Raw genomic sequence first — 12,793 nt, 5'->3', positions numbered from 1 at the left:
TTTTTGTACCAACTGTCGCCAGTGGCGACACTTTGTATGTTTTTTGTACCAGTTGTTACCCACAGCTGTATCGTTAGCTAGATTTCATCGACTGAGATAGATGACGAATTATCTCAAGTGATTGATTTCGTTCAGTCTCTGATGGAGTGTAAACAATATTTGGTAGATATTTCGTAGCCCTAGAAGTGTATTTGTCACAATGTTGCTTGTTTTCCGCTTGCTGAGCTTTGTTAATCAAATATGGTTTAAATTCTCCCGCAATCGCTCGCTGAACAATTTTGAAAAGATATGCCGCTGGTTTTTTGATATCACCTGTCGATATGCGTTCTTTAGCTTCAAACAAGATTGCCTTGCGAGTATCGTCATCAAGCGGCTGTAATGCCGACAAAATCGAATTTTTCTCCAATGCACTAAGTTGGAATCCATCTAAGTCATTCAAATGAGAATCGTCTCTAGTACTAGTACTGTACTTTATATTAGTACTTTTAGTACTAGTACTATGGACTTCCACAGGGTTCCGATATGGAACTAAGCCTAAAATCAATGGGTTAGCTTCATTTTGGTGACTGAGTTCCATATTGGAACTCAGTGGGTTTACTGATTTTTCACCGAGTTCCCTATTATATTTGCTGAGTTCCATATCGGAACTCAGTAGTTTTTCCTGAGTTTCTTGGACGGCAATAGCTATATTTTCAGGTAATTCAGTAGCCGTTTTTTCGATGACAACACTATCCTTATGATGCTTATAACGTTCTTTTATTACACCAATATGAGATATAAAGTGCCATAATTGGTCTTTATGTTCTAAAATTTGAGTAATTATTGCTGAGGCAATATCTCTAACTAATGGATCTTTATGTAAAGCTGCTTTTTCAACAATACGCAGATAGTCACTGTTGAGTTGAATAGCATCTGTGAGACTTAGTGGCTCATCATTCATGATGTACACATTACCCAATACTTGCCCATGAGCATTTCGAACAGTCTCACACAATGTAAGCCAACGAGTTAATCTAAGGATCAACAATGTTTGGCTCACCACCTTTCTTGAAACAGTCTTTCCTTGAAAAGCTCTATCTGATAACCATAAGCTTAATTCTTCATACGAAGGAAATACTGAACCTTGAAACTGATATGCATTCAATTTAATAAGTTGCCAAGCTGTTTTTGCTCTAGGTGTTAAATATTGATCTGTTAATAATCTAAGTGGTACCGTTTCATGGCGATTACCAACATATAACAAACCTTGAAAGAGATTTTTTTCAAGCTCATTTTTTTGTTCTGCTTTTTCAATCAATTTTTTTCTTGCAACTTCAGTTTGAATATTTATAATTTGCTTATTCATGTGCAGCTCCATGCGTATGGATAATGAAAAGTATCAAACCGAGATAGCCCCCTATCTCGGTTTTCTTATCTAGAGATTCCCTTTTTCCCATAAAGAAACTAAACGGGAGACTTCAGTCAAACTTACTTTGGATTCTTCAGCAATAAACATCAGTAAGTCTAAACCTTCTTCGGATTGTTCAACATTTTGAGTTAAAGAGTCCTTATGAGAATTCCACAGTTGCCAAACAAGATGCTCTTCCTCTTCTGTTGCATTACGTTTTCTGCCCATTGCTTCTTTGATACCAAGTAATTTTCTTCTTGCCGAAACTTCAGCAGAACTCCAACCAAAACGATGATTCAGCATCTCTGAGGATGCACCCAATTCCAACGCTCTATCAATAATATTACGTTGGCGAGTATTCTCTCGAACTGCTTCAATGAGATTCCAAAATGTGCCATGATTTACTTGAATAGATGCAAAAGAAATATGACTTTCACTTAGATCCTGAATCTCCTGTGTTGTTAGATTATCAATTGCTGATAATTCAGATTCATCAAAACCTAATTGGTGGCAATAATGGATTTCACCTCTTCTAATATGAGATAAAATCTCACAAATAATGGCTTGATTGAGTGTTGTATTAAGCATCTTATACTCCCATACGGACTTGTTCTTTTATATAACGGACAATACGGATAAGGCGGAAAATACGAACGAGCACTAGGTCAGAGATTTCTGGTGCATCTCGTAATGTACCAACCAATGCTGTAGCAGATAATGTTAATGGTCGCTCTACATCTCTTTTATCTATGTTATCGGTCATCAATATAGACAGTAGAGAGTGTATAAAGACCGTTGTTTGATTTGGCTCAGTAATATCTAGTGGTAATACGGTAAAGCTGTAGTCTACGGGTTCATAGACCACGTGCTGAATAAGATGAGCAATACCATATTCTTCTGCAATATCTAGAGCGAGAGAAAAGGCATCCATCTTATGTGAGCGATTTGGATGAATTTTCCAAATATTAGTGACGGGTTGCTTACCTTGATTTGCGAATTCCAATCCATTTTCTATCGCTTCTTCAGCTCTCTGAGTTTCTGGATTGACACCTGGGGTTAATCCATATCCAGAAAAGTGTTGTGCGATAGCTTCAGAGAGTTCATTCTCGGTATCAATACTTGGCATTGATATAGATGCTAAGTTACTAGAATCTCCGTTTGGAGTATTGAATTGGTGATCGACTTCATCCACAGATTCTGGCTCATTCGATATTGTAGATACCGACATAGAATAGGGAGTAGCATCTTTAGCTTCTTTTTGTGATGTAACTGGGGTTTCAGCTGTTTCTTTATGATTCTCCTTATCTTGAATTTCATGTATACGATGCTCGCTATCCGTTGCACGTTGAATGATTTCGGGCTGCTTTTCTAGCAAACGTTGTAATTTTCGCTCTTCCAAATTGATTTCTAATTTAAGGGCTTCATAAGTAACTTGATATGCAAAGGCTTCAGAAATGTTGCCAATCAGTACATCCTCAAATTCAGAGATGGCAAAATTTTCAGGTGACTCATCAAAAGGAGAAAGTGTATTCATCCATAATTCAGAAAAATCACTATTTACAGTAAATTCTTCTCTATACTTGTCCCAAGAGTTCTGGGCGTTTCTATAGATGGTTAATAGTTTTTCTATTTGTGCTTTACCAAATCCAGATAACAATATATTAGGAATATGGGGGTATAAATAAGTTAAACATTGCTCCATTCTGGCAATAATTTGGTTTGAGATCGGATATCCATTTTCACCAAGCTTTTCTGATAATTTACGATGAGAAAAATATTCTTTATATTTTTCTTCATATAATGCCTTAACCTCTCTAATTCCCAAGGCTTTTTCAATAAATGATAGCTCCCCACGAATATCATTTTCCGCTAAATGTCCAATAAGCATATTGAGCTTAGAATTGATGTCATTAGCTTCACCCTCCCAAGGCTTAAAGACACATTCAATAGACCAAAAACGAGGATCTTGGGTTTCTGTAAACAACTCTTTCAAAGCTTGTAAGCGAGTATTACCGCCGTCAGCAATAGTATAAAAACTATCGCCTGGACGCTGTGTAACATTAGGTGCGTGATCGAGTCCTCTTGATTTAATAGATGCCTTAATTTCTTCATAGGCTGGATTTTTGGTTTTACGAGGATTGCCTTCATAGGGGCGTAATTTATCCAACGTAACTACAATTAAACGTTTTTTATGTTCACCTGAAACAGTATGAGCTGTAGGTGTATTATAGTCTGGTGATGTATTGTGGATTGCAGGCTGAGTTAATTGCTGCAACATACTTAGTCGTCTTTCTTCTTTTGATTTTCCATTAGCAAATGGATTTTTTCCACTACTCATAATCTGCTCCAAATTTATATTCTTCATCAGGTATATTCTCAAAGAGAGAGTATTGACCATAAAACTTCGTCATTACCGTACCGATCGGACCGTTACGTTGTTTGCCAATGATGATTTCAGCAATTCCTTTTAACTCCGAATCTGGGTAATAGACATCATCTCGATATACAAATAATAAGAGATCTGCATCTTGTTCTAAGGAGCCAGAGTCTCTTAAATCTGAAGGCATTGGGCGTTTATCTGCTCGTTGTTCCAAATTTCTATTGAGTTGAGAAAGAGCTACCACAGGGCAATTGATTTCTTTCGCTAACTCTTTCAGTGACTTAGAAATATTCCCAATTTCAAGATTTCTATTTCGCCCATCTTTTATGGTCGGATCAGACATTAGCTGAAGATAATCAATAATAATCATCGATGGCTGACCATATTTCCGTACATTTCGACGAACCTTTGTTTTCAGCATTTGTGGAGTTAAATAGCTACTGTCATCAATAAGCAACCTATTTACCCAATTATTATTGATGTATTCAAAAGTCGTTGAAAATCTAGCCCAATCTTCGTCGTTCATGAGCATTGCTTGGCGCAACTTTTGCGATTCCACCCGAGATTTCATAGAAATAAAACGCTGCAGAATTTGATCTGCTGGCATTTCTAGACTGTAATACTGCACAGATTTATCTTTCTGAGACTCTAGGGCACCATCAGCAAATACAATAGATAAGGCTGTTTTTCCCATTGATGGTCTAGCCGCAAGAATAATTAGGTCACTATTTTGTGCTCCAGCGGTATTTGAATCCAATCGTTCAATACCAAACGATGTTCCTGTAACCACAGAATTAGTTTTACAACTAGTATCCATTTTTTGTAAAACTTGTTTAAGGACACCTGTTAGGTCAACAGTGGTTTCTTCATGAACATTTAGGGTAAGATCCGTCAGTTTTTTTTCTGTCTTTTCTAATAAAGTCTCTAGCGATTCTTGTGAATTGACCTTGATAGACTCAGTTTTGAGCTCATTACCGAGAACAAATAGCTCACGAGCTTGACTGTCACGTTTAACAATAGAAGCATAAACTGCGGTATTAGCAGAGCTAGGAGTATTTTTACTAAGCTCAATGAGATAAGAAAAATCTAATTGATCTAATAAATTTAGTTCTTTCAGTCTCCGTTCCAAAGTAATTACATCTACAGGTAAATTAGCCTCAAAAAGTTGAGACATAACCCTAAAAATGATTTTATGTGCCCCAATGTAAAAATTATGTTCATTCAACAAGAGAGAAACATCATCCCATAATTCATTATTGATGAGTAAGCCGCCTAATACTCCCTGTTCAGCATTCATTGAGTAAACTAATGTTGGCTGATATGTAGTAGATGATTTAGTCATACTTTCCCCCTTATTACTCATATTTTGTAGTGAATTTATCCACCCATTGAGGGAAAAGTAATGAACACAAAATCCTGATATTTTCAGCTTCTTTAGGACTATGTTTGTGTACAGGTAGAGCTCTAGTAGCAGCTTCTCGATATGCGACCCGAGAAGGGATTACAAAATCAAGTAATTCAATATTTGAGTTCTCTGTATTTGCAAATAAATCTTTGAGATTAGCGATAACCTCTCTTGAATCATTAGTATGATCAACGCAGTTAATTACTGCTTTGAGTGGTGGAAGATGTATACCGTAGTCTGTAAAAATGTGTAGATTTTTATATATACCTAAGGTACCACGCATAAATTCACGAGCAGATACCAACTCTGGTCTTAGTGGAGAAAGGATAAGATCGCTAGCAAGGACTGTCATATCAACAGTTATGCCTCGTGTACCTCTAGTGTCAATGATGATTAAATCATAGCCATCAATTTTTTTAACAAGCTGATTGAATTTTAGGATACCACCTGGTGTACTTGTAAGCTCGGTAGAGAGCTTATCTAGTGGGTCATTAGATTGGATTAAATCCAAGTTAGAAAATTCGGTCCGAGAGATAATCTCATTTAATGGAAGATCAGGGCGAGTGAAAAATTCATACAATCCAAAAGGTGCAGAATCTTCAATATGATAATAAGACGATAGGGTAGGTTGAACATCAGTGTCGATCATTAAAGTTTTAATACCGTGATCAGCACAAAAGGCACCTATATTTGCGACATTAGTTGATTTTGTTACTCCACCTTTAGTGGACATTACAGTAACAATAAACGGTTTGATAGACTGTGGCATACAAATCTCTCCATTTTAATTAGTAAAGAAATTTGTTTTTTGTGCAGTCTAAGATGATGGTGCCTGAGGTCGGACTCGAACCGACACGCTTTAGGGGCGACGGATTTTGAATCCGTTGTGTCTACCGATTTCACCACTCAGGCATTGAGATGGTATTTGGGATTTTTTGCCAGATTTACCGTCCATCTACACAGCAGATTTTGAATCCGCTGCGTCTACCGATTTCGCCACACTGGCTTGTGTATGCGATTAAGCATTTGATAGGCATAATTATAAGTAGCTTATAAATGAGTTGCAAGTAAAAAACGAATATATTCAATCAGTTGATTCTATTTTCATCATTTTATTAAATATAAATACCCATAAGTACTGCAATAAAAATACCTAATCCAACGTAGTTGTTGTTTAGAAAAGCTTTGAAGCACGACTCTCTTTCACGTTTCTTTGTTAGCCAGCATTGATAAATAAACAAGGTTGCGGTTAATGCGAGAGTAACAAAATATCCTACTCCGTATTGATTTATATAACCAAAGTAGATAAGTAGAAAGAGCGCTGTAAATTGAAGTAACGCGATAATTTTATTGTCATATTGTGCAAATAAAATCGCTGTCGATTTGACGCCAATACGTAAATCATCATCTCTATCAACCATGGCATATTGAGTGTCATAAGCTACTGTCCAAGCTAAGTTAGCAAAAAAGAGTAGCCAACAAGAAAGGGGTAAACTTTCTCCGATTGCTCCAAATGCCATAGGAATTGACCAACCGAACGCCATACCCAACACAAATTGCGGTAAATGTGTATAACGTTTCATGAAAGGATAAACTGTTGCCAAGCCCACAGCAATCACAGAAAGTCCTATCGTATAAAGATTTAGTTGCAATACCAATATAAAAGCAATCGCAATTAATACAGCAAAAAGTATTTTAGCTTCTTTTGGGGTTGCTCGACCTGTTGCTAATGGACGTTGTGATGTACGCTTAACATTTCCATCAAAATCACGATCCGCATAATCATTGATAACACAACCTGCAGAGCGCATGACAAATACGCCTAAGATGAAGATGATTAAAATAGGGACAGGTGGCATCCCTTTTGCTGCGACAAAAAGAGCCCATAATGTTGGCCAAAGAAGTAAAAGAGTACCAATTGGCTTGTCTAAACGCATTAATTGCATATAAGCAAGCCATTTATCTTGAGTGAAATGAGAAGCTAAACGAGAAATCATCAATTACGAGTACAAATTTGGACGTTAACGTCGCTATGATTTAAATGTTGCTGTAATTCTAACGGTAATTGGCTATCTGTAAATAGATAATTTACTTCTCGAATATTACCTAATCGGACAATAGCATTTCGAGTGAATTTTGAATGATCGGTCACAAGAACCACATTTCGTGCATTTCGCATTAATGCTCGTTTGACTTGTACTTCATGATAATCGTAATCCATCATAGACCCATCTAGTTCAACCGCACTAATTCCCAAAATGCAGTAATCTAAACGGAATTGATTAATAAAATTAACCGTTGCTTCACCAATAATACCGCCATCAGGACGTAATCCACCACCAGCAATCGTAATTTGGAAATCTTCTTTCTCCTTTAAAATATGTGCTGCATTTAAATTATTTGTGACGATTCTTAAATTTTTATGGGAAAGAAGCGCAAATGCAACAGCTTCAGGCGTAGTGCCGATATCAATAAAAAGGGACGCACCATTTGGAATCATTTTTGCAACAGCTGAACCAATACACTCTTTTTGTTGAGAGAAGAAATGTTTTCGCTCGGTATAATCGCTATTTTCACTCGAAGATGGGGCGCCTGCACCACCATGATGGCGACGAATTAAGTTATTTTCAGCAAGCTCATTCAGATCTCGCCTGATCGTTTGTGAACTGACATTCAACTGTGCGACAAGCTCTTCAGTACTTACATAACCGAGCTGATTAACCAGCTCAATAATTTTATTATGGCGAAGGGTTTGTTTCATCTTTCTTCTCCCTATTTAATTTGCAAAATTTTTCCTAAAAGTGACCGCTTGCAAGCGGTCACTTTTCAGCAAAACTTTACAGTTTTTCCACCAACTCCACTGCATAGCCAATGTAGCTTGCTGGGGTCATCTGTTTTAAGCGATCTTTTTCCGCTTGCGGTAACGCCAATCCGTCAATAAATTGGCGCATTGCTTCGCCGTCCACACGCTTGCCTCGAGTGAGTTCTTTTAATTTCTCGTATGGTTTTTCGATACCATAACGACGCATTACCGTTTGGATCGGCTCTGCCAACACTTCCCAGTTTTGATCGAGTTCATCACGCAAATGTTGTTCGTTCACTTCCAATTTGCTGATGCCTTTTAAGGTTGAAGCATAAGCAATCAACGCATAGCCCAAGCCAACGCCCAAGTTACGCAAGACCGTTGAGTCGGTCAAATCACGTTGCCAACGAGAAATCGGCAGTTTTTGTCCTAAATGGTTCATTACCGCATTTGCCAAACCTAAATTGCCTTCTGAATTTTCAAAGTCAATCGGGTTTACTTTGTGTGGCATTGTGGAAGAACCAATTTCACCTGCAATAGTGCGTTGTTTGAAGTGATTTAACGCAATGTAGCCCCACATATCACGGTCAAAGTCGATCACAATCGTATTGAAACGAGCAACACAATCGAAGAACTCAGCGATATAATCGTGCGGTTCAATTTGCGTGGTGTACGGGTTCCAAGTTACGCCTAAAGATTCGATAAACTCTTGGCTGAATGTATGCCAGTCAACATCAGGATAAGCGGATAGATGAGCGTTATAATTTCCCACCGCCCCATTAATTTTCGCCAAAATCTCAATGTTCTCAAGCTGTTTGTATTGACGCTGTAAACGGTAAGCGACATTCGCCATCTCTTTACCAATCGTTGTTGGGCTAGCTGGCTGACCGTGAGTGCGAGATAGCAACGGAATATCTTTATAACGATTTGCCAACTCAACAACGGCATCAATCACTTTTTTCCATTCAGGTAACAGTACTTCTTCACGAGCGGTCTTGAGCATCAAGGCGTGAGACGTATTGTTAATATCTTCTGATGTGCAAGCAAAATGGATAAATTCATTGATTTTGTGCAGTTCAGGCAGGGCTTCACATTTCTCTTTTAAGAAATACTCCACTGCTTTCACATCGTGGTTGGTAGTGCGTTCAATAGTTTTAATCCGTTGTGCATCTTCAAGCGAGAAATTTTCTACAATTTGATTTAAGTAATCGTTTGCGTCTTTAGACAAAGCGGAAACTTCGCTAATTTGTGTATGAGAAGCTAATTTTTGTAACCAACGAACTTCAACAGTAACACGAAATTTAAGTAAGCCAAATTCACTAAAAATCGGGCGAAGTGCGGTCGCTTTATCTTGGTAGCGACCATCAATCGGGGACAATGCAGTTAAAGCATCAAGTTGCATAGGATTTTCTCCGTTAGAGTTGTGAATATAAAGATTGTGTTGCATTCAGAATTTTTTTGCGTGAGAAGAAAAACTGCCAACGGCTTCCCCCCACTTGTTGCCACAAAATGCCCGCTCGAATACCTGCAAGAAGTGCAGCGCGAACTCGGTTTTGAATTTCAGGTCGAGACAGATAATCGTGCATACCTAAAACATGAATACGAGAGCCAAGCGGGCTAATAATATCGCTGTAGATACTCGCAATATTAGAAATCATTTGTTCATGTAGAATATCGTTGTCGTATAAGGCAAGTTGACGTTCAAGTTGTTGCAAACGTTGAGCAAGGTTGGCTTTTGCTTGTGGATTTTTATCTAGTTTTTGGCTTAAAGCTAATACGCCGATCCAATAGCGACCAATTTCGGTATCAAGTTTACCCTTTGCTCCACCAAACTGCGCTAAAGCTGTTTCAAGTCCTTGTTTTAAATGAGCAAGATTTCCCCCAAACACGTCAAGGGTAGAATCTGGTTGGGTAATCAATAGACTTGACAGAGAGTGTCTAAATGCATCTCGGTCTGCAAAGCCTTTATGCGCAAATTGTTGTACTAAACTTGCACTTTGGCAGACCCCTGCAAGTGCGGTGGAAATATCTTGATAGTTCGCCATGTTCTTTAAAATTGTTTACAAAATTGCAGTGAAATATAGCATTTTTTGTGGCGGTTTTGAATGGGGTATTTGAATGAAACAAAGTAGAGACACGACGCTTCGTGTCCCAAATGTTGATATCCGTAAAGTATAAACATAGGACGCCAAGCGTGGCGTCCCTACAATTTTTCATTAGTTGCATTCTTTATCCCACATTTCCCTTGTATTTCCCAAATCAGCCCCCATAATGTAGAAATTCTATTTTTAGGAGAGCAAACCATGGCAAGAAAAAAGAAAACGATTGATTTACCATTATTACCACTACGAGATGTAGTGGTATTTCCGTATATGGTAATGCCGTTGTTTGTCGGACGTGAAAAATCGGTGCAGGCGTTGCGAGCGGCGATGGATTCCAACAAACAGCTATTTTTAGTGACTCAAAAAGACCCGAATAAAGAAGATCCGACCACAGATGATATTTATGATGTGGGGGTAATGGCAAACATTATTCAAATGTTGAATTTGCCAGATGGTACGGTGAAAGTGCTGGTTGAAGGGCAGGTGCGTGGCAAAATTGAGCGTGTTCAAGATGATGAAAATGGCTTCTGGGCAAGTGTGTTGCCGATGCCGTCAGATTATCAAGATGATAATGAAGAACTCAAAGCGATTGCGAAAACGGCATTAAATGAATTTGAAAATTACGTCAAAAGTAATAAAAAAGTACCTGCAGAAATTCTGCCAAAATTGCAAAAAATTACCTTTGAAGACCGCTTGGCAGACACGATGTCGGCGAATTTGATTGCTCCTGTGAAGCAGAAACAGGCGTTGTTAGAAGAGCCGAATTTGATTGCTCGTTTTGAAGCCTTGTTGTTAGCAATGGCAACGGAAATGGACACAATGGAAACGGAAAGCCGTATCCGCAACCGTGTCAAACAGCAAATGGAAAAAAATCAGCGTGATTATTATCTGAATGAACAGATCAAGGCGATCCGCAAAGAGCTAGGCGGCGAAGAAGAGCAAGAGCAAAGTGAATTAGATAAGCTCAAAGAGAAAATTGCGGAAGCAAAATTGCCAAAAGAAGTGCAAGAGAAAGTTGATAGCGAATTTAATAAGCTCAAAGCAATGCCACAAAGTTCGTCAGAAGCAACAGTTGTGCGTGGTTATATCGACTGGATTTTACAAATGCCGTGGCACAAGCGGTCAGTTGTGAAGAAAGATTTGCAAAAAGCCCAAGAAGTGTTGGATAAAGATCACTACGGCTTAGAGCGTGTGAAAGAGCGAATTTTGGAATATCTTGCGGTGCAAAGTCGTTTGAATAAGCTCAAAGGTCCAATCCTTTGCTTAGTTGGTCCACCGGGTGTGGGGAAAACATCTCTTGGTCAATCTATTGCGAACGCCACAGGCAGAAAATATGTGCGTATGGCGTTGGGCGGCGTGCGTGATGAAGCGGAAATTCGTGGACACCGCCGTACCTATATCGGTTCAATGCCGGGTCAATTGATGATGAAAATGGCAAAAGTCGGCGTGAAAAATCCGCTGTTCTTGCTCGATGAGATCGACAAAATGGCACAGGATATGCGTGGCGACCCTGCGTCTGCGTTATTGGAAGTGCTTGATCCTGAACAGAATAAAGCCTTTAACGACCACTATTTAGAAGTCGATTACGATCTGTCTGATGTGATGTTTGTGGCAACATCTAACTCAATGCACATTCCTCCTGCTTTGTTAGACCGTATGGAAGTGATTCGTCTTTCTGGCTATACAGAAGATGAAAAAATGCACATTGCCAAAGAGCATTTGATTGCGAAACAGCAAGAAAACAACGGCTTAAAAGCAGGGGAATTGACCATTGATGATAGTGCAATTTTAGGCATTATTCGTTACTACACCCGTGAAGCAGGCGTGCGTAACCTTGAGCGTGAAATTGCCAAAATCTGTCGCAAAGCAGTGAAAGCGTTGGTGATGGATAAGAAACTCAAATCAATCACCGTCAGCCAAGAGAACTTAAAAGAGTATCTCGGTGTACAACGTTTTGACTACGGCAAAATGGATAGCCAAAACCGTATCGGTGAAGTAACGGGCTTGGCGTGGACGGAAGTCGGTGGCGATCTCTTAACCATTGAAACCGCATCAGTGGCAGGTAAAGGCAAATTCTCTTACACAGGTTCATTGGGCGATGTGATGAAAGAGTCTATTCAAGCAGCGATGATGGTGGTTCGTGCTAGAGCGGAAAAACTCGGCATTGCAAGCGATTTCCACGAAAAACGGGATATTCACGTTCACGTGCCTGAAGGGGCTACGCCAAAAGATGGTCCAAGTGCAGGGATTGCAATGTGTACTGCGTTGGTCTCAAGCCTGACGGGCAATCCTGTGCGTGCTGATGTAGCGATGACTGGCGAAATTACCTTGCGTGGTAAAGTATTGCCAATCGGCGGTTTAAAAGAGAAATTGCTTGCGGCACATCGTGGCGGGATCAAAACGGTGATCATTCCAAAAGAAAATGAAAAAGATTTGGAAGAGATCCCTGAAAATGCGAAGCAAGCCCTAGCCATTCACGCCGTTGAAACCATTGACGAAGTATTGGCAATTGCCTTGCAAAATCCACCTGAAGGGATTGAGATTGTGCCACAATCTACTCAGCCTATTAAGGTAAAAAAATCTAAAGTTGTGAGTGCGATTCAATAATAGTATTCAAAAAATAAGGTCTAGTAAGTTACGGCATAGTAGACAAAATTGTTGCTGAACCGTCAAAAACTATGCCATGTGGACAAAATTGTTGCTAATGTTTATTTTT

10 protein-coding genes and 1 tRNA gene are annotated in these 12,793 nt (G+C 39.0%); 1 reads left to right on the top strand and 10 read right to left on the bottom strand.

Features of this window, described 5'->3' with window-relative positions; genetic code table 11:
• Positions 1–73: 73 nt before the first annotated feature.
• The 10 genes from C5N92_RS11290 to hflD all read right to left on the bottom strand — a co-directional run bounded on the left by C5N92_RS11290 (position 74) and on the right by hflD (position 10,020).
• Complete coding sequence (locus C5N92_RS11290) at positions 74–1,345, bottom strand: STY4528 family pathogenicity island replication protein (protein ID WP_181015883.1); 1,272 nt, start codon at positions 1,343–1,345, stop codon at positions 74–76.
• 69 nt (positions 1,346–1,414) lie between these two features.
• Positions 1,415–1,975 carry a DUF2857 domain-containing protein gene (locus C5N92_RS10030; RefSeq protein ID WP_111750719.1) on the bottom strand — a complete coding sequence of 187 codons (561 nt, stop codon included), beginning with the start codon at positions 1,973–1,975 and terminating at the stop codon, positions 1,415–1,417.
• 1 nt (position 1,976) lies between these two features.
• Positions 1,977–3,725 carry a ParB family protein gene (locus C5N92_RS10025; RefSeq protein ID WP_161494256.1) on the bottom strand — a complete coding sequence of 583 codons (1,749 nt, stop codon included), beginning with the start codon at positions 3,723–3,725 and terminating at the stop codon, positions 1,977–1,979.
• On the bottom strand, positions 3,718–5,109 hold the full coding sequence (gene dnaB / locus C5N92_RS10020) for a replicative DNA helicase (RefSeq protein ID WP_111750717.1): 1,392 nt from the start codon (positions 5,107–5,109) through the stop codon (positions 3,718–3,720). The genes C5N92_RS10025 and dnaB overlap by 8 nt, the downstream gene beginning before the upstream one ends.
• Positions 5,110–5,122: 13 nt before the next feature.
• On the bottom strand, positions 5,123–5,941 hold the full coding sequence (locus C5N92_RS10015) for a ParA family protein (protein ID WP_111750716.1): 819 nt from the start codon (positions 5,939–5,941) through the stop codon (positions 5,123–5,125).
• 57 nt (positions 5,942–5,998) lie between these two features.
• Positions 5,999–6,084, bottom strand: a tRNA-Leu gene (locus C5N92_RS10010).
• 203 nt (positions 6,085–6,287) lie between these two features.
• On the bottom strand, positions 6,288–7,169 hold the full coding sequence (gene ubiA, locus C5N92_RS10005) for a 4-hydroxybenzoate octaprenyltransferase (RefSeq protein WP_111750715.1): 882 nt from the start codon (positions 7,167–7,169) through the stop codon (positions 6,288–6,290).
• A complete protein-coding gene (locus tag C5N92_RS10000; RefSeq protein WP_111750714.1) occupies positions 7,169–7,933 on the bottom strand; it encodes a DeoR/GlpR family transcriptional regulator in 765 nt (254 codons plus the stop codon). Before C5N92_RS10000 ends, ubiA begins: the two co-directional genes overlap by 1 nt.
• A gap of 76 nt (positions 7,934–8,009) precedes the next feature.
• Entirely contained in the window at positions 8,010–9,377 is a 1,368-nt protein-coding gene (gene purB, locus C5N92_RS09995; protein WP_111750713.1) for an adenylosuccinate lyase, read from the bottom strand.
• Between the two features lie 13 nt (positions 9,378–9,390).
• Positions 9,391–10,020, bottom strand: coding sequence for a high frequency lysogenization protein HflD (gene hflD / locus C5N92_RS09990; RefSeq protein ID WP_111750712.1), 630 nt, complete (start codon positions 10,018–10,020; stop codon positions 9,391–9,393).
• 258 nt (positions 10,021–10,278) lie between these two features.
• Between hflD and lon the strand changes: the two genes are divergently transcribed.
• Positions 10,279–12,684: an endopeptidase La gene (gene lon, locus C5N92_RS09985; protein ID WP_111750711.1), complete on the top strand. Its 2,406-nt coding sequence runs from the start codon at positions 10,279–10,281 to the stop codon at positions 12,682–12,684.
• Positions 12,685–12,793 lie beyond the last annotated feature (109 nt).

Origin of the sequence: Glaesserella australis (assembly GCF_003260095.1) — a bacterium.
In the GTDB taxonomy this organism is placed as follows: Bacteria; Pseudomonadota; Gammaproteobacteria; order Enterobacterales; family Pasteurellaceae; genus Glaesserella; species Glaesserella australis.
This window is presented reverse-complemented; position numbering and strand designations above follow the sequence as displayed.

What these genes read in the sequence shown, in the direction of transcription:
- purB (WP_111750713.1), bottom strand. Translation starts at nt 9,377, where the DNA reads ATGCAACTTGATGCTTTAACTGCATTGTCCCCGATTGATGGTCGCTAC.
- dnaB (WP_111750717.1), bottom strand. Translation starts at nt 5,109, where the DNA reads ATGACTAAATCATCTACTACATATCAGCCAACATTAGTTTACTCAATG.
- C5N92_RS10030 (WP_111750719.1), bottom strand. Translation starts at nt 1,975, where the DNA reads ATGCTTAATACAACACTCAATCAAGCCATTATTTGTGAGATTTTATCT.
- lon (WP_111750711.1), top strand. Translation starts at nt 10,279, where the DNA reads ATGGCAAGAAAAAAGAAAACGATTGATTTACCATTATTACCACTACGA.
- ubiA (WP_111750715.1), bottom strand. Translation starts at nt 7,169, where the DNA reads ATGATTTCTCGTTTAGCTTCTCATTTCACTCAAGATAAATGGCTTGCT.
- C5N92_RS10025 (WP_161494256.1), bottom strand. Translation starts at nt 3,725, where the DNA reads ATGAGTAGTGGAAAAAATCCATTTGCTAATGGAAAATCAAAAGAAGAA.
- C5N92_RS10015 (WP_111750716.1), bottom strand. Translation starts at nt 5,941, where the DNA reads ATGCCACAGTCTATCAAACCGTTTATTGTTACTGTAATGTCCACTAAA.
- C5N92_RS11290 (WP_181015883.1), bottom strand. Translation starts at nt 1,345, where the DNA reads ATGAATAAGCAAATTATAAATATTCAAACTGAAGTTGCAAGAAAAAAA.
- hflD (WP_111750712.1), bottom strand. Translation starts at nt 10,020, where the DNA reads ATGGCGAACTATCAAGATATTTCCACCGCACTTGCAGGGGTCTGCCAA.
- C5N92_RS10000 (WP_111750714.1), bottom strand. Translation starts at nt 7,933, where the DNA reads ATGAAACAAACCCTTCGCCATAATAAAATTATTGAGCTGGTTAATCAG.